Here is a 16,911-nt window from a genome sequence, read left to right as displayed (position 1 = left end):
CCAGCGGGATACATTGCGCTAAAATGCCCTTATGATTTCCCAGGACTCCATCGACGGGCTCAAATCCCGGATCGACATCGTCGACGTCATCGGTAACTATGTCGAACTGAAAAAGGCCGGCGCCAACTACAAGGGGCTCTGCCCCTTCCACGACGAAAAGAGTCCGAGCTTCTCCGTAAGCCCCTCCAAGCAGTTCTACCACTGTTTCGGCTGCCAGGCGAGCGGAGACGCCATCAAGTTCGTCATGGAGTACGAAAAACTCACCTACCCCGAAGCGATCGAGAAGCTCGCCGGGCAGTACAACTACAGCCTCGCCTACACCCAGGGCGAGCCGCGCCAGCAGCGCTCGCAGCTGATGGAGAAGCTCAACGACTGGTACCGCAGCCTGCTGGACAAAACACCCACGGCGATGCAGTACCTGCGCGAACGCGGCATCTATGAGTCGAGCATCGAACACTTCGGCATCGGCTACGCCCCCGCTTCGCACCTGACACTCGCTTTTATCAAGCAGAACCAGTTCTCCATGGCCGAAGCGGTCGATCTGGGGGTCGCAGGCGAGAGCGAGGGGCGCGAATACGCCCGCTTCATCGAGCGCATCACCTTTCCCATCCACGCCCCCAACGGCGCCATCGTCGGCTTCGGCGGCCGCACCATCACCGGCCACCAGGCCAAATATGTCAACTCACCGCAGACGAAACTCTTCAACAAGTCCCGCCTGCTCTACGCCTACAACCACGCCCGCGAGAGCATCCACAAGCGCAAGGAGATGATCGTCACCGAGGGGTACCTCGACGTCATCATGCTGCACCAGGCGGGCTTCACCCAGGCCGTGGCGACCCTGGGAACGGCGCTCACCAGCGAGCACCTGCCGCTGCTGCGCAAAGGCGAGCCGCGCATCATCATGGCCTACGACGGCGACGCGGCGGGGCGCAACGCGGCGCTTAAAGCCTCGAAACTGCTCAGTGCCGCGGGCTTCGACGGCGGCGTCGTCCTCTTCGAAGGGGGACGCGACCCGGCGGACATGGTCAAGGAGGGGCGCGTCGAGGAGCTCGGCGCGATGTTCCGGCAGACCCGCCCCTTTATCGACTTCGTGCTGGAAACGATACTGGAGCAATACGACCTGGTCACTCCCCGCGCCAAGGAGCAGGCCCTTGCGGAGACGACCGCCTACCTCAAAACCCTCTCCCCGCTGATGCAGGAGGAGTACAAGCGCCACCTCGCCGCGCGGATGGGCATCTCCCCCGGACTGGTGCGTGTCGGCAGCCAGCCGGTGCGCACGGCCGCACCCACCGCCCCCGTCGCGGCGCCCGCCGCCCACCGCGACCTGTGGGAGCTCTCCCTCATCAAAACGGTGCTGGAACGCCCCGGCGTCGTCGATGCGCTGCTGGATTTCATCGCACCGCAGATGCTGCGTTTTCACGCCCGGGAGTTCGCCACGGCCCTGCAGGGCGATAGCAGCACCCCGGAACTTATTCACATCGTCATGGACGAAGCCGTCCCCGTTTTCCCCGACGACGAGACCCTCAAGAGCGAACTGCTGATCTTTCTGCGCAAATATTACGAACATCGCCGCCAGGCCGTCATGCGTGACCCTTCCATCCCCAGCGACAAAAAATACTTCTTAAATCGTCAGATTCTCGGTAAAATTGCGAAACTCAAAAAAGGTGAACTGGTGGGAATCGACGCCTAAGCGCTCTCCCGCTCCTGTGCCTTACCAAGGAATTACCAATGTCAAAACGCAAAGCCATCGCGCTTTTCTCCGGCGGGCTCGACTCCACGCTTGCCATGAAGCTCATTATCGACCAGGGGATCGACGTCATCGCCTGCAACATCAACACCGGTTTCGGCGCCACCAAGGACCGCCGCGAACATATGCAGAACATGTGTGACCAGGTCGGCGCGGAACTGCGCATCATCGATATCCAGAGCGAGTACCTCCAGACGGTCCTCTTCGACCCCAAGCACGGCTACGGCAAGCACTTTAACCCCTGCATCGACTGCCATGCGAAGATGTTCGAAGTCGCCAAGCGCATCATGGAGGCCGAAGGCGCGAGCTTCCTCATCAGCGGCGAGGTCCTCGGCCAGCGCCCGATGAGCCAGAACAAAGACGCCCTCATCAAGGTCCTTAACGAGGCCAACGTCGACGGCCTTCTCTTGCGCCCGATGAGCGCCAAGCGGCTCGCGCCGACCATCGCCGAAGAGGAGGGTTGGGTCGACCGCGACAAGCTCGAGGGGATCCTCGGCCGCAGCCGCGAACGCCAGATGGAGCTCGCCGAACAGTTCGGCCTTGAAGATTACGAGAGCCCGGGCGGCGGCTGCCTGCTGACGGACGCCAACTTCGCCATCAAGATCCGCGACTACATCAAGTTTGACGAGCAGTTCGACGTGCCGGACATCCCCGTGCTCAAATGGGGCCGCCACTTCCGCCTGCCCGAAGGGGCCAAGATGGTGATAGGCCGCGACCAGGAGGAGAATGCGAAACTGCAGGAGATCGACAACGCGAAGTTCATGCACATCACGACCGTCGGCATCCCCGGTCCGCACGTGCTGCTGAGCAAGAACGCCAGCGAGAGCGACCGCGCCTTCGCCGCCCGCAGCATCCTCACCTACTGCAAGACCTCTCCGGACGAGAGTTATACCCTCGACGTGAACGGCGAAACCGTCACGACGACCCCGCTTGCCGCCCGCGCCGAGGCGGCAAAGTACTCGATCCTCTGATCAGAGGGTCGTTTCAAACTTCCTTAAGTGAGCGGCAAGTATAATTTTGCCTCTTAAAAATCTCCCGGGCCCTTAGCTCAGCTGGGAGAGCGCTTCGCTGGCAGCGAAGAGGTCACCGGTTCGATCCCGGTAGGGTCCACCATCCAAACCGAATATTTCCACTCTTCATTTTTTACGATACTCCAAAATAATTCAAAACGCTTTGCACTTTTCCCGTTGCATCAGGGAATTGTGAACCGCGTCGGAAGCACCTCGAACGCCGGTTCGGCCAGCAGGTTCCCCTGGTAGAGTACGATCCCCTCGCCGTGCAGCCACCGGTACTCCCCGACCGTTTCGACCCCCTCGGCGATCATATCGATCCCCAGGTCGAAACAGGTCCGGATAATGCCCCGTACGATCGCCTGCCGCGGGCCGTTGTGTTCGATGCCGCGTACCAGCTCCATATCGAGCTTGATCAGGTCGGGCTGGAACTCGGCCAGGAGGTTGAGGCCGGCATAACCGGAGCCGAAATCGTCGATGGCGAAGTGCATCCCGACACCACGGTAGGGGTCGAGCTGCGTCTTGAAGGCCTCGAAATCATCAATGATCTCCCACTCCAATATCTCCAATACGATCTGATCCATGCGCAGACCGCACCGCCGGGCCGTTTCACGCACAGACGCGACCGCCGTCGGTGAAATACCGATGCTCCTGGGCAGGACATTGAGGTTCAATCGGGTCGATAACCCTAGCCGGGCGGCCATTTCGATGGCGAGGATACGGCTCTCCTCGTCGAAACGGTGCAGACTGTCCGTTTCGACCTGATGAAGCACGCTCTCGGCCGTCTCGTTGTTCACGCCGCGCAGCAGGGCTTCGTAGGAGAAGATCGTACCGTTTCGGACATCAATGATGGGCTGGAAAGCAAAGGTGTAGTCGGGGTGTGGCGGCAACCCCTCCAGCGTGGCTGACTGTGACGCCGGGGTCTCTTCCGTCGGCAGGATGACTTCCGCCGACGTCGCATCGCTGTCGCTCAGCCTGGCCCGCCAGCTCCCCTGCTTGAATGCTTCGAGCAGTTTCACCGCGCGGTCCTGTCCCAGTGCGGTAAAGGAGGACTCCCTGCTAAAGAAGTCGCTGGCGCCGAGGAGCTTATTCACCTCATCGGGGGTGATGTCTGCATACCCCATCGTCCACGCCTCGAAGGCACGTTTGGCGATGGGTTCGCGTATGATGAGCGTGACCGCTTTGTGGCGCGGGTCGCGCCGGATCGTCTCGAAGAGCGCTTCGACCGTCGGCGCCTCCCCCTCCAAAACCTGGAAGAAGCTCCCTTCCGCATAGAGCAGCATGCCGGAGACGCCGTTTTTTTCATTGTTGCTTCGTGATGCAGCGAGCAGCTGCGCCAGCTCCTCCCGGCCAAAAGGGTGCGCGGCGGCACTGCAGTAGATCAGTTCTATCAGCTGGGACATAATCTTTCTCCCCCTCTTGCGATCTAAACTCTGATACTACTTTACCACACCGCCCGGGAAGAGGCCAGGCAGCGCTGAACGTATTGCTGCCTAACTTCATCTTTGCTACAATAGTTTCAAAGGCTTCAAGATGCTGAAAAAACCGACCCTAAAAAAAATCATATTGCAGCGGCAGCGGCCGCAGATCAGGTTCGTCAAAACAGGCGATGCTGCATCGTTTCTGCCGCCCCCGCCGCCGCTGCCCGGCAAGGCTTGACAGACGGTTACTGCACCTGCGTCACAGTGATGACGGACTCCCCTTTTTCCGTGTAGGCGGTCGTGTAGGTCAACGCGCTCTCGTCGACGCTTGTGTCCCCCTTCTTCTGCAGCCCCAGGAGCGACAGCCCCATCAGGTAGCTTCCGACCATCAGCTGGCCGGACACCCCTTCGCTTTTACTCGCCTTCTGCGCCTCCTCCATAATCGTCCCGAGGTCCTCTTTGAGGGTGACCGTCGTCGTCAGGACGGCGCTGCATTCGCGCCGGTTCCCTTCGAGCCCGCCGTCAACAACCTTGGTGAGTTCGTAGCGCCGCTCGATAAAGCCTTTGAGCACCCCGTCGTCATGTTTCAGATACGCGACCACTTCCTCCGCATCGCAATCGGGGGCCTTTTTGCTGCAGGCGCCCAGGCCCAACACCGCTGCCACTGCCAATCCCGCCGCCACTGCTCTTTTGATCATCTCTCTCTCCTGCTGCCAATCTTTCGGCAAATTGTAGCCAAACACGCGTTACGTTCTGAGGTGCACCATCGCCCTTCAAAGAAGCGCACGGGTCATCACGTAATCATCCATGACGAAACCGCCGCCGATCTCCTGGACCAGGGGGCCGCTGTTCGTAAACCCCTCCCGTTCGTAGAAGGCGACCGAGGGGTTGTGGCGGTTGACGGTCAGCACGAGTTGTGTAAGGCCGCGCGCCTTCGCTTCCGCCGCACAGTGTTCCAGCATCAGGTGCCCACCGCCTTTTCCCCGGACGGTACTGAGCACATAGAGCTTGCTCACTTTGAGCGCATCGGCTTCGGGGACGGTGGCACAGTACCCCACTGCCCTCCCGCCGTCATACAGGAGGCTGTAGCTGTAGCCGTTTGCCAGCTGTTCGGTGATGGCTTCGACGGATTGGAAAGAGTGCAGCATATAGGTCACCTGCGCAGCTCCGATGATCGGTGTATAGAACTCACGCCAGATCGTTTCCGCCAGGGAAGCGCACACAGCGATCTGTTCGGGTGAAGTGACCGGGACAATACGCATTGTTACAGCCTTTTACAACGGTAAATTTTTCAATCGCACAGCGTCCGGCAACGCCGGCATGGGAGAACGTAAGCACAGACTACGTTTAATCCCCCGACGGGGCTTTGCTGGCCTTTTCCCCTTCAAGCATAACCAATTTCGCGTAAAAAAAGGCGGTGTCCGCCAAAGGGATCAGCAGAAATATCACTATTTTGAGAGACAAAATTGTTGTTATTTTATGTTTTTATTATTTACAGGCACTATGCTATGATACTATTCATATCATCATTTGGAGCGCGGGAGAAAAAATGGCAACCACTTTTGTCGAAGCAAGAACCGAGGAGGAGCTGGAAAAAGTGTTTGCCTTCCGCTACAAGATCGTCTGTGAGAAACTGGGAGTCGACAGCCTCGATTACTGCGAACCCGGCCGCGAAACGGACGAATACGACGCCTACGCTATGCACTTTGCCGCCTTTGACGATCACGGGGAGGTCTCGGCCTGCGTCCGGCTCATTCACAACTCCCCTATCGGGTACCCGACGGCGAACCATATGCGATGCGACATCGATCCGGCGGCCCTGGAACCCCACAAAGTCGCCGAGCTTTCACGCATCTTCGTCAATGCGGAAAAGCGGGGCATTCAGGAGACCAAGCGCCTCTTCCAGGGGCTCAAAGAGATCGTATACCTCAAAGGCAAGGCGCTCGGCATCGAGTACACCTACGGCGGCCTGGAGCGGCCGTTTCTCAAACTGCTGAATATGTTCAAGTATCCCTACAAGCCCATCGGTGAGGAGCAGGACTATGTCGGGCGGCGCTTCCCCTGCATCATGTATACCGAAGAACTCGAAGCCGAAAACCCCGAGCTGCTGCACAAGGCCGACTGATGCGCGCCCCGCTCTCTCTCCTCCTCACCCTCTGCCTCGCTGCCGCTTCCGGGGCGACCGAAACGCCCTCCTCCTTCGACACCCTGCCCAGGATCGCCTCCCTGACCGACCAGATCGTCCACGACCTCAACCGCGTGACCGAAGTGGCGACCCTGACAAAGGAAAATGAGCCCTACCAGCCCTATATCATTACGACCCTTGAGGGCAAAGAGCTCGAACGCTTGGGAGTCCAGAACCTGCAAGAGGCGCTGGAACTCCTCCCGGGGGTCGATTTCGGCACCAACCTCCTTGATGCCAAAACGCCGATCTTCCGGGGGTCGAACCCCTTCGCCTTCGGGCAGGTCAAACTGCTGATCGACGACATGGTCGCCAACGACCTCCTTTACGACGGCTTCGCCGGCTACCTCTACATGCCGGTCGAGACCATCAAGCGTATCGAAGTGATCCGCGGTCCCGGGAGCATGACCGACGGCGTCAACGCCTACGCCGGGACGATCCACGTCATCACCTATGAAGAGGAGTTTGCCGTCACCGGCAAGGTCAACCGCGCCTTCGCCAAAGCCGGTTCGTACGATTCCGTTGCCGCCGGGTTTGCGACTTCGCTTACCGAAGGGGAACTCCACTTCCACCTCGACGGCTACGTGCTCAACGACAACAAACGCATCAGCAGCGGCCCCGACTCCGCCGCGACGGGGGCGTGGAATTTCACAACCCCCTTCTATACCATCGACAACACCCCGCTGGCACAGACGGGCAAAGCCCCCCTGCAGGCGGAGAGCTATGCACTCGGACTGAAACTCGACTACGATGCGTTCTACCTCAAGGCCAGGGGCACCTCCTTCAAGCACGGAAGCGCCTACGGGATCAACGGGATGCTGCCGCGCAAGGACGACCGTACCTTTATTCCGAGCTATCTGGCGGAGGTGGGCTGGCAGCCCGATGCCGGTGCCTTCGCTGCCGATATCCGTCTCGGGGCGAAATACGACGCCTTCGAAAGCGATGCCCTGCTGCTGCCCCCGGGCTTCGAGACCCCGAGCCTCAGCAACCCGCTGCTGACGACGACCTACCCGGAGGGGTTTACCGGGATCCATAAAGCGAGCCAGCGCGCCTTTTATCAAAGCAGCTACCTCACCTACAGCGGCTTTGACGCGCACAAGATCACACTGGGCTACCGCCTCACCCGCGAAGAGACCTACCGCGTCGTCACCGAAACGACCAATCGCGATACAGGGGTCGGCATGGTCGACTACAGCGACATCCTCCCCTTTATCGACCCGGACGCGAAACGCGATACCGTCATGGCCTCCATTCAGGACCAGATGGAACTTGGCCCCCGGATCAGCATCCTCTACGGTATCAACATCGAGAAGACTTCCCTGACCGACACCCAGTTCGACCCCCGGGTCTCGCTCGTCTTCCAACAGGACCGGGAGCATATTTACAAGGCGATCTACAGCCATTCGCACCGCAACCCTTCCTGGCAGGAGCTCTTCGTCATGAACACCGCCTCCGGCCTCGGGAACCCCGACCTCAAACCGGAGACCGTCGATACCTTCGAACTGGCCGCTATCCGCAAATTCGGCGGGCTCAATTATCTGCAGGCGGACCTCTTCTACCTCATCAACAAAGACCAGATCGACAAGAACCAGATCGACGAGGCCACCAGGGCACGGATCTTCCGCAACGCCCATGACACCGAACTCTACGGCCTGGAACTGGAGCTGCGGACCAATGTCACCTCCCGCGACCGCCTCTACGTCGGCTACTCCTACGTCAACGGCCACTCCGCCGAGGGCAACGCGCTGGCCAATGTCGCCCGCCACCTCGCCAAAGGGAGCTATCTGTATGAATTCACCCCCGAGATCAGCGCCGCAACGATCGTCAAATATGTCGGGGCGAAAAGCCGGGTCGACGGGGACCCCAGGGAGGACACGGACCCGTACCTGACGGCGGACCTCTCCCTGCGCTACGACAACCCCTCTGCGCACTTCTCCCTGACGGGCAGCGTGAAAAACCTCGCCGACGCCAAAGTCGTCTATCCCTCGGAACCTTACACCTACGTCAACGACTATCCGCAAGAAGGCAGAACCTTCTTCCTTACCCTGACGAAGGAGTTTTGATGCGCTTGTTGACGCTGCTGCTCCTGCTCTGCACCTCCGGGTTCGCCCTGCACTACAACACCCTGCAGCTCAACGCCGAAACCATCATCTTTCCCAAGCTTCTGCTGCTGAAAAAGCAGCCCGAAAGCCTGCTGATCGACGGCCGCATCCGCTTTGGCATCGTCTACGAGGCAGAAGACCGTGCCGTGGCCTCGAAACTCGTCAAGCGGCTGCAGCGGCTCTACCCCGGTACGATCGAGGGCTACCCCTTTGAGGCGACTATGTTACAATATCGGGAATTAGGCCCCGGGACCAAGGCGAGCGCCCTGCTGATGCTCCACTCCGAGACGCAGATGCGCCCAGCGGCCGCCTTCGCAAAGGCGCACGGGATCGTCACCTTTGCCTACAATATGGCATCACTGAAGCAGGGGCTGCTTTTTGGCCTAGGGATCGAGCGTACCACACGGGTTTATCTTAACCGTGAAGCGCTGTCGGAATATGGCATAGAATTTTCGGAGTCACTCTATCAGATTGTAAGGTTCATCGATGGAACAGCAGAAACCGGCCTCGCTCCAAAATAGGGTCGTCATCTCCGTCGTACTGGCCTTTGTCGTCATCTTCCTTTTCGTCTATCTCTTCTTCAGGGAGGCGAGCCATAACGCCCTCTACACGGTCGAAAAAGAGAAGGCCGAACTGATTGCCAATACGGTCGCACCGCTGCTCGCCGTCAACCTCTACCTCAGCCTCGACGGCAGCATCAACGAACTCGTCCGGCAGCTTGCCTCCAACCCCAACATTCTCGCACTCAAATTGAGCCGGGGGGAGACCGTCCTTGCCGATGTACGCCACAACGATCAGATCTGCCGCACCGCCGAAGAGTGTTTCAACGTCCAAAAACCCCTGCTGCACCCCGTCAGCGGCGAACCCTTCGCCAACCTGAATCTTGTCTATTCAAGTGCCCATTTCAACCAGATGGCCCACCGGTATAACCTTATTATTGTCTCGGTGGTAGGAGGCCTCGCCTTCCTCAGCATCCTTTTCGCCCTCTTCCTGCACCACAGCTTCATGCCCCTCAGGGCCATTGCCGCCGCCGCGAACCGTTTCAAACCCGGGGAACCGCTCACGCTCCCCCCTTCCGAAAAGTACGACGAGATCCGGCGCATTTCCGAAGCGCTGCGGGAGATGAACAAACGTATCACCACCTACGCCAGGCAGCAGGAAAACACGGCGCACAATCTCGAAAAAGAGGTCAGTAAAAAGACGGCCCAGCTTCGCCGCCAGCTCTATACCGACAGCCTCACCGGACTGCCCAACCGCACCAGGCTGATGACCGACATCGATGCGTCCAAACCGGGGACCCTCCTGCTCATCAACATTGACGATTTCAAGCAGATCAACGATTTTTACGGCCATATCGTCGGCGACCACGTCCTGATCAAACTTGCTGGCCTCCTGGAACGGCTCTTCCCCGGTATGACGCTCTACAAGCTCTCTGCCGACGAATTCGCCCTGCTGCAGAGCGAAACGATGCGGCATCACGATGTCGAAGCACTGATTGCCACCCTGATCGCCGAAGTCGAGACCATGGTGATCATCTACGAAGAAGCCGAGCACAGCATCCGGGTCACCGCGGGGGTCAGCCTCAGTATGGACAAGGGGATGGAGAAGGCCGACATTGCCCTCAAATCGGCGCGGAGCCGGCATAAGCCCTTCGTCATCTACGACGAAAGCCTCAACCTTGAGCACGTCTATGAGCAGAATATGCGGTGGCTGCGGCGGCTCAAATCCGCCATCGACGAAATGCGGATTGTCGCGTACTACCAGCCGATCTTCGACAACGAAAGCCTGGCGGTCAAGAGCTACGAATGCCTGATCCGGCTGGTGGAGCCCAACGGCAACGTCCTGCAGCCGAACCACTTTCTGCCCGTCGCCAAAAAGGCACGTCTGTATCTGCGGCTGACCCAGATCATGATCGAATCATGCTGCCGCCACTTCGCCGACCGGGACGACTCTTTCTCCATCAACCTCTCCGTCGACGACATCCTGGATGAAAAAACGGTCCTGTTCATCGAAGAGCAGATCCTCGCCCACGGCGTCGGACAGCGGATCACCTTCGAGATCCTCGAATCCGAGGGCATCGAGAACTACCAAGAGGTCTCCCGGTTCATCCATACGATGAAGCAGCTCGGCTGCCGTTTCGCCATCGACGATTTCGGCAGCGGCTACTCCAATTTTGAGCACCTGCTGCACCTTGACATCGACTACATCAAGATCGACGGCAGCCTGATCCGCAACCTCGACAGCGACGAGAACAGCCTCCTCATTGTCGAGGCGATCGTCAACATCGCCCAGAAACGGCAGCTCGCCTGTATTGCCGAATACGTCCACAACCGTAAAGTACTGGAGACGGTACAGCGCCTGGGGATCCAATTCTCCCAGGGCTTCTACCTGGGTGCGCCCCAGCCGGACCTGCTGGAGGCCTCCCCCGCCGCGAACGCGTGAACGGCAGGCGCTAGGGTCGGGTGATCGTGACGGTCAGGACACGCCCGAGCGGCACGTCGCCGCGCTTGACGAGATCGACGCGGTAGTAGGAGACATAGGTTTCGTCCGTACTTTCAGCTGCCTTCTCGATCTTCCAGCTGCCGCTCCCCTCGACCGTGATCTTCGCATCGTCCAGGATCGCCCGGTCCGCCGCGTCGATGTAGAGTACCAGCCGCCCGCCGCCGTGGTCTTCGACCTTCATCAGCTTCGTACCCGGGGCGACATACTCCCCCTGGCGAACGTAGAGGGTTTTGAGGTACTGCCCGCGGAGCGCGATGCGCTTTTTGGCGATCGTATCCTCCAGCTGGGCAATGAGGTTTTTAAGGTCTTCTGCCTGCATTTTCAGTGCGAGCAGCTCGGTCTTGTACTGGTCTTTCGTAAAGCGGTTCTGGCTCGCAAGATCTTTGATGCTGTCGTACTGCGCCTGCTTGACGGCGGTCTGCTCCTGCAGCAGCTTCAGCTTCCGGCGGTCATTGGCCAGCTGGATGTCATCAAGCGCGTGATCGATCTCGATCACAACCTTGTTGAGGGTTTTGAGCTCGTCACGCTGGTCGAGCTTGACGATGCGCCCCGAGACCTCTGCGCTCACCGTGGCCGCATCATAGGGCTCCACCTTCGCCTTGTAACTCCCCGCCGCCAACGGCAACGCCGCCAGCAGCATCATCAAAAAATATTTCATCGTTTTCTCCTCTTAAATAGTAACACGTCCGTGCGCTTCGTCCTCTGGTATTGATACGGGACCGATCCCGTTGATGACGGCGTAGAGCGTCGGAACATAGAGCAGGTTCAGCACCGTACCCCACAGTAGGCCGAACCCGATGGAGACGGCAATCGGCTGCAGGATCACTGCCTGCCCGGTCGCATAAAAGATCAGCGTAAACAGCCCCAGGAAGGTCGTGATGGAGGTGATCAGAATCGGCCGCAGACGCATCTTCGCCCGTTCATAAAAGGCGCGGGTATCATGGGTGCCGTGCAGGAAATCGAGCATGATGATCCCGTCATTAATGACGACCCCCGCCAGTCCCAGCAGCCCGATGACCCCGGGCATGGTGAGGTTCATCCCCATCAGCTTGTGCCCCACCAGCGCCCCGAGGATGGAGAGGGGGATCACCGACATAACGATCAGGGCGTACTTGATCTTCGAAAAGATGAACAGCAGGGTGATCAGCATCAAAAAGAGGGCGACGGCAACGGCACGCTTCATATCCGACGCCAGCTGCTCATTACGCTCCTGCTCCCCGAACAGTTCCGCCTTGACCCCCGTTTCGCGTACGGCGTCGAGGACCGGGGCGATCTGCTTCAGGACCTGCGACGGAGTCGTGACCCGCTTGTTGACCTTCGCGAATACCGTCTTCACCACCGTGCCGTCGCGCTTTTCAATCTGGTTGAAATCGCGGCGGCTCTCAAAGGTGACGATATCACCGAGGTTGACGTAGGTACCGTCGGAGAGCGGGTACTGGAACCGCTCCAATGTGCTGAGGCGGTCCTTCTCGAGGGCACGGGTCTTGATCTCCATCACCCCGCTCTCGTTGAAGGTCATCGCCCGGCGGTTGTCGAGGAAGTACGCGGCAAGGGTGCGGGCCACTTCCGCTTCGCTCAGCCCCAGCCGCTCGCCGTAGTCGTTGACGCGCAGCCGGATCTCCCGCATCCCCGGTTCGAGGTTGTTGCTGACGGAGACGACCCCCTTGACCTTCTCCAGCGCCGACTGCACCTGCTGCATCGCCGCGATCGTTTTCGTTTCGTCCGCCCCGGAGAAGTTCACCTGGACGTCGATGCGCACGACCCCGGCCCGCTGTTCCCGTACGCCCAGCTCCTCGAACGCATACTGCTGCCGCAGCGGCGCCACCAGCGCTTCGAGATCGTCCACCAGTTCATAGGTATGCTTTGTACGCTGTTTTTCGGGGTCGTCGTAGTTGAACGAGAAGTTCAGCAGCGGTGCGAGGTAGCGGTCGAAGACGTTGTCCGGCACCATGTCGTAAAGCTCCATCGTCACCAGGAAAACGTGTTCCCCGGTTTCCGCATCCCCGGCCATGGAGACCCGTGAACCCGTCACCGTCGACACCGATTTGAGCGCGTAGCGCTCCTCCTCCGCCAGGATGCGCCGCTCGATCGCCTGGGCGACTTCGGACGTCTCCTCGATCGGGGTGTTGATATCAAGCTTGCCGGTCACATAGAGAAAGGAGCCGTCATGCTCCGGGAAGAACTGAAAGTTCATACTCTTGACCGTCAGGAACGTCAGCAGCGGTACCGTGACCAGGAAGAGCGCGAGGACGCTCTTTTTATAGCGGATCAGCCCGTGAAGGATCGTTTCGTAACCGTTCTGGATCCGCGTCCAGTCTACCATGTTCTTCTGCTTCTTGAGCACCTCTTCGGCATGCAGCGGCAGGAAAAGGAAACTCTCGATCAACGAACCCAGCAGGATCATGATGACCATGATGGGGATGAGAATGATGAACTTGGAGATCTCCCCGCTGAGCATAAAGAGCGGTAAAAAGGCGACGACGGTCGTCACCGTTGCCAGGGAGACCGGCAGGATCATCTCTTTGAGCCCCGCCATCACCGCGGCATGCCGCTCCATCCCCTCGTTAAGATGGCGCTGGATATTCTCCGCCACAACAATAGCGTCGTCGACGACGATCCCGATGACGATGAGCGCGCCGAGCAGGGAGACGATATTGATGGAGTAGCCCAGCACATAGATGAAGACGATGCCGATGGCAAAGGAGAAAGGGATCCCCAGGGCCACGATGGAGGCGATACGGACATTGATGAGCAGCGCCATGGAGAGGAAAACGAGCATCAGACCGAACATCAGGTTCGAGAGCACCGTCTCCAGGCGGCTCTGTACCGGCTTGGAGGTGTCATGGTAGAAGTCGAAATGGATCTGCGGATAGTCGCTTTGAATGTTCTGTGCAAAGCGTACGAGCTCCTGCGAAAGGGCGATGGCGTTGCCCTTGTCCCCCTTGGAAATATTGAGCGTAATGTTCGGACGACCGTTGAAAGTCGAGATCGTCGTATCCTGGGGGTGTTCGATCACGACGCGGGCGATGTCGCCCAGGCGGACGTATTTTCCACCGACGCCGAGCATCGTCGCTTCCCACGCCGCGGCGTCGGGCTTGCCGTGAACGGTAGAGAGGAAGACGAAGTCCCCCTTCTGCTCGATATCCCCGATGGGGTAGATGTACGAGAGGTTGGCGATCGCCGACGTCACGGCACTGCGGCTGAGCCCGAGGGCTTCGATGGCCTGCGAATCGAGACGGACGGAGACCTCCTCGTCCGAGTCCCCGTACATGACCACTTCGCTGATGTTGGGGTAGCGGGCGAAGCGGGTCTTGATCGCCTTGGCCGCCTCGACCAGCTCCCCGTGCGTCAGCGTATCGCTGGAGAGCGAGAGGGAGACGAGGGGGCGGTTGTGCACCGCCAGCGTCGCCACCGGTTCGACCATGTCCGAGGGGAGGTACTGCCGGCTCTTGGCGATGGCGTCTTTGGCCTTGTTGAGGGCGTCGTTTTCGTTCGCCCCCTCCTGCAGCGTCAGGACGATCGCGAAACTGCCGGGCTTGATGACGGTTTCAATCTTGTCGATGCCGTCGATGCTGCCCAGCGCATCCTCGATATCGCGCACGGCCATCTTGTCGAGGTTGTCCGCGCTGCTCCCCGCGTACCCGCCGCTGATCGTCACCCGGTCCAGGGTCACCAGCGGGAAGAGCTCCTTGGGGATGGAGACGTAAGCATTGACGCCCATAAAAAGCACGAAGAGCAACAGCACGTAGTTGAGGCGTTTGTTGCGGATAAAGTATTCAATGATTTTCAGCATACGCGATTATATCGCCGCCGTTTGCCGCTGGTCAAGCATTTTGGGATATAATTTTCGGAAATTAACTTTACAGCGTAAGGAGCCCCTTATGAAAGTCGCCGTCCCCGTCAAAGACGAGACCCTCCAGTTCTTCGGCAATGCCGGACATACGCCCTTTTTTGCCGTCTACACCGTCAAGGGCGCCGGCATGTTCCGTGCTTTCGAGCTTGAAGGGCTGCGGGCCAATCCCCGCACCGACCTCGACCATGATCACGATCATGAGGACGAGCATCACCACTGCTCCCACGACGACAACGACGAGGCCCACGCCAAAGCGCACCTCGTCATGGGGGAAGCGCTCGAAGACTGCGACTTCATCGTCGTCAGCCGCGCCTGCAAAAACACCGCGGCGGCCATGGCCGAATACGGCGTACATATCCGCAAGTACAACGGCGACCCTGCCAAGGCCGAAGCCGTATTGCGCAGCGTCTCCGCCCAGCTCGCCTGAGGGGCGTTACACGCTCACCGTGCGATGCCGGAGAGTTCCGGCAGTTGAAGGCACTCCGTGCAGTGCAGTGGCGTAGAAACCTGAAAAAAGATTAATTTTTTTCATCCAACGGAAAAAGCAGGGGCAACATTGCGGCCAAAGCGCTATGATGCCTATAGCTGTATCCGGTTTTTTCACGAACCCTCCTGTTTTTGAAACTCCTTTTTACTCCCGGATACAGTGTTTTTCCTTCTTTGTCGCACCCTCGCGGTGCACCCTTCGCTAGGCTTTTATTTCACAATGCGATTTCGGCGTCTCCCAGAATTCGACGGAGTTCACCCTGATGCCCAGCGGCGCCATCTTTTTCTGCACTATTGTCAGCATCCACGCCGTCAGCTGCTCGCTGGTAGGGACGAAATCGACGATGACCATCCCCTCGTATTTTTCGCGTATCGCACCGATCTCGCCGTCGACGACTTCCAGCCGCGGCGTCCAGTACCCTTCGTCATGCAGGAAAAAACGGCTGTCGTCCATTGTGCCCTCCGTGCAGTAGTGCGACATCATGTCGGGGAAGAGCGGGTCGTTGCGGTCGATGATGAACTTGTGGTCCAGCGTGGCGTCGAGCCACTGCTTGAACCAGTTGAGGTGTTTGAAATCGGTCACCATCCCGTTTTGCAGCGTCTCCGCGGCGAGAAAAATCTTGATCCGTCCCTGGTGGCCGTGCAGGTGGCGGCACATCAGGCAGTCATCGAGGCTGTACTCCGTCTCCAGGCTCTGCGACCAGACCCGGTGGCCGTAACAGAAGTCGAACTGTTTGTCGATAATCCACGTCATGCCGCCCGCCTCACTGGAACTTCAACGGGATCAGGCTGCGGTCTTTTTCGAACGCGCCCGTCACGTAGGTTGTGGACGTAGAGGCATTGATGTCACACGCCCCCCGGAAGGCCGTACAGCCGTGTTTGAGGTTGAAGAGCCCCACATAGACGGAGTCCGTCTCGAAGACCTGCATGATCTTCTTGCCGATGTAGCGGGTCAGGTCCTCCTGCAGCCAGCCGCGGCGCGCGCACCAGTTGACGAAACGGTTGATCTTGCTGATGCCGCCGAGCTTCTCGCGCGGGATGTAGCCGACGACGACCACGGAGCCCCTGTCCGCCTGGTCCTGCCCGAACCGGATAAAGTGGTGACTGCAGACGGCATCGAGCTGGGTCGTGACAAAGACGGGCTCGTGCGTTTGCGCATTGTTGGGGAAGGTCGCCATGCGCGGTTCGGGGTTCCAGCGGCCGCTCATCAGCTCCCGCTCGTCCTCCGGCACGGCCCCGGTGTACATCTTCGCGATGCGCCCCGCCGTCCCGATGTTGCCGCAGGCGGCGTCTTCCATCACGTTGGGGTCTTCGCGGTCTATCTTCAACGCATCGAGGACCTGACCCATGTAAAACATCGCATAGAGGCGCATGACATAGTGCCCCTCCTCCGAGAGACGCTGACCGGATTCATGGATATTTTCATTGACGCGGAACGCCTTCACGGCGCGGTACTCCGCCACGGCGTGCGCGAGTTTTGTTTCATCCTCGTGGCCGAAGTGGCAGAAAAACCGTTCGCGGACGAATGCGTCAAGCTCCTCTTGTGTCGGGACCATCGCTTCTCCTCTAAAATAATAGGGGCATTGTAGTAGCCAAATACCAACATGT

15 protein-coding genes and 1 tRNA gene are annotated in these 16,911 nt (G+C 59.2%); 9 read left to right on the top strand and 7 right to left on the bottom strand.

Features of this window, described 5'->3' with window-relative positions; all coding sequences use genetic code 11:
* Positions 1-31 precede the first annotated feature (31 nt).
* The 3 genes from dnaG to ACXWTF_RS00860 all read left to right on the top strand — a co-directional run bounded on the left by dnaG (position 32) and on the right by ACXWTF_RS00860 (position 2,860).
* Entirely contained in the window at positions 32-1,690 is a 1,659-nt protein-coding gene (dnaG, locus tag ACXWTF_RS00870) for a DNA primase (protein ID WP_461713160.1), read from the top strand.
* A gap of 38 nt (positions 1,691-1,728) precedes the next feature.
* Positions 1,729-2,718 (top strand): argininosuccinate synthase domain-containing protein, encoded by a 990-nt coding sequence (locus ACXWTF_RS00865; protein WP_461713159.1) that lies wholly within the window; start codon positions 1,729-1,731, stop codon positions 2,716-2,718.
* A gap of 66 nt (positions 2,719-2,784) precedes the next feature.
* A tRNA-Ala gene (locus ACXWTF_RS00860) sits at positions 2,785-2,860 on the top strand.
* Between the two features lie 79 nt (positions 2,861-2,939).
* Here the strand turns inward: ACXWTF_RS00860 and ACXWTF_RS00855 are convergent.
* Positions 2,940-4,160 (bottom strand): diguanylate phosphodiesterase, encoded by a 1,221-nt coding sequence (locus ACXWTF_RS00855; protein WP_461713158.1) that lies wholly within the window; start codon positions 4,158-4,160, stop codon positions 2,940-2,942.
* 130 nt (positions 4,161-4,290) lie between these two features.
* Here ACXWTF_RS00855 and ACXWTF_RS00850 point away from each other — a divergent pair, with 130 nt between their 5' ends.
* On the top strand, positions 4,291-4,416 hold the full coding sequence (locus tag ACXWTF_RS00850; protein WP_461713157.1) for a hypothetical protein: 126 nt from the start codon (positions 4,291-4,293) through the stop codon (positions 4,414-4,416).
* Positions 4,417-4,423: 7 nt separating this feature from the next.
* Here the strand turns inward: ACXWTF_RS00850 and ACXWTF_RS00845 are convergent, their stop codons facing one another.
* Together ACXWTF_RS00845 and ACXWTF_RS00840 are read right to left on the bottom strand one after the other, a co-directional pair.
* Positions 4,424-4,876: a hypothetical protein gene (locus ACXWTF_RS00845; protein WP_461713156.1), complete on the bottom strand. Its 453-nt coding sequence runs from the start codon at positions 4,874-4,876 to the stop codon at positions 4,424-4,426.
* A gap of 75 nt (positions 4,877-4,951) precedes the next feature.
* The gene (locus ACXWTF_RS00840; RefSeq protein WP_461713155.1) at positions 4,952-5,440 is read right to left on the bottom strand and encodes a GNAT family N-acetyltransferase; all 489 of its coding nucleotides are present in this window, start codon (positions 5,438-5,440) and stop codon (positions 4,952-4,954) included.
* Positions 5,441-5,727: 287 nt separating this feature from the next.
* Between ACXWTF_RS00840 and ACXWTF_RS00835 the strand changes: the two genes are divergently transcribed.
* From ACXWTF_RS00835 to ACXWTF_RS00820, 4 genes are read left to right on the top strand one after another with little or no spacing between them, the layout of a single operon-like run.
* On the top strand, positions 5,728-6,303 hold the full coding sequence (locus tag ACXWTF_RS00835; protein WP_461713154.1) for a GNAT family N-acyltransferase: 576 nt from the start codon (positions 5,728-5,730) through the stop codon (positions 6,301-6,303).
* On the top strand, positions 6,303-8,423 hold the full coding sequence (locus ACXWTF_RS00830; RefSeq protein ID WP_461713153.1) for a TonB-dependent receptor: 2,121 nt from the start codon (positions 6,303-6,305) through the stop codon (positions 8,421-8,423). Before ACXWTF_RS00835 ends, ACXWTF_RS00830 begins: the two co-directional genes overlap by 1 nt.
* The gene (locus ACXWTF_RS00825; protein WP_461713152.1) at positions 8,423-8,983 is read left to right on the top strand and encodes a hypothetical protein; all 561 of its coding nucleotides are present in this window, start codon (positions 8,423-8,425) and stop codon (positions 8,981-8,983) included. Before ACXWTF_RS00830 ends, ACXWTF_RS00825 begins: the two co-directional genes overlap by 1 nt.
* The gene (locus ACXWTF_RS00820) at positions 8,949-10,904 is read left to right on the top strand and encodes an EAL domain-containing protein (RefSeq protein ID WP_461713151.1); all 1,956 of its coding nucleotides are present in this window, start codon (positions 8,949-8,951) and stop codon (positions 10,902-10,904) included. Before ACXWTF_RS00825 ends, ACXWTF_RS00820 begins: the two co-directional genes overlap by 35 nt.
* A gap of 10 nt (positions 10,905-10,914) precedes the next feature.
* Here the strand turns inward: ACXWTF_RS00820 and ACXWTF_RS00815 are convergent, their stop codons facing one another.
* Both ACXWTF_RS00815 and ACXWTF_RS00810 read right to left on the bottom strand, forming a co-directional pair.
* Positions 10,915-11,622: an efflux RND transporter periplasmic adaptor subunit gene (locus tag ACXWTF_RS00815; RefSeq protein WP_461713150.1), complete on the bottom strand. Its 708-nt coding sequence runs from the start codon at positions 11,620-11,622 to the stop codon at positions 10,915-10,917.
* 12 nt (positions 11,623-11,634) lie between these two features.
* Entirely contained in the window at positions 11,635-14,757 is a 3,123-nt protein-coding gene (locus ACXWTF_RS00810) for an efflux RND transporter permease subunit (RefSeq protein ID WP_461713149.1), read from the bottom strand.
* Between the two features lie 88 nt (positions 14,758-14,845).
* Here ACXWTF_RS00810 and ACXWTF_RS00805 point away from each other — a divergent pair, with 88 nt between their 5' ends.
* Positions 14,846-15,244 (top strand): NifB/NifX family molybdenum-iron cluster-binding protein, encoded by a 399-nt coding sequence (locus tag ACXWTF_RS00805; RefSeq protein ID WP_461713148.1) that lies wholly within the window; start codon positions 14,846-14,848, stop codon positions 15,242-15,244.
* Positions 15,245-15,505: 261 nt separating this feature from the next.
* Here the strand turns inward: ACXWTF_RS00805 and ACXWTF_RS00800 are convergent, their stop codons facing one another.
* Together ACXWTF_RS00800 and ACXWTF_RS00795 are read right to left on the bottom strand one after the other, a co-directional pair.
* The gene (locus ACXWTF_RS00800) at positions 15,506-16,057 is read right to left on the bottom strand and encodes a 6-carboxytetrahydropterin synthase (protein WP_461713147.1); all 552 of its coding nucleotides are present in this window, start codon (positions 16,055-16,057) and stop codon (positions 15,506-15,508) included.
* Positions 16,058-16,067: 10 nt separating this feature from the next.
* Positions 16,068-16,859, bottom strand: a complete 792-nt coding sequence (locus ACXWTF_RS00795) for a GTP cyclohydrolase I (protein ID WP_461713146.1) — start codon at positions 16,857-16,859, stop codon at positions 16,068-16,070.
* Positions 16,860-16,911: the final 52 nt, after the last annotated feature.

The sequence above is a fragment of the Thiomicrolovo sp. ZZH C-3 genome (assembly GCF_054862725.1).
Note: the sequence above shows the minus strand (reverse complement) of the source record. Positions and strands in the feature narration are given on the sequence as shown.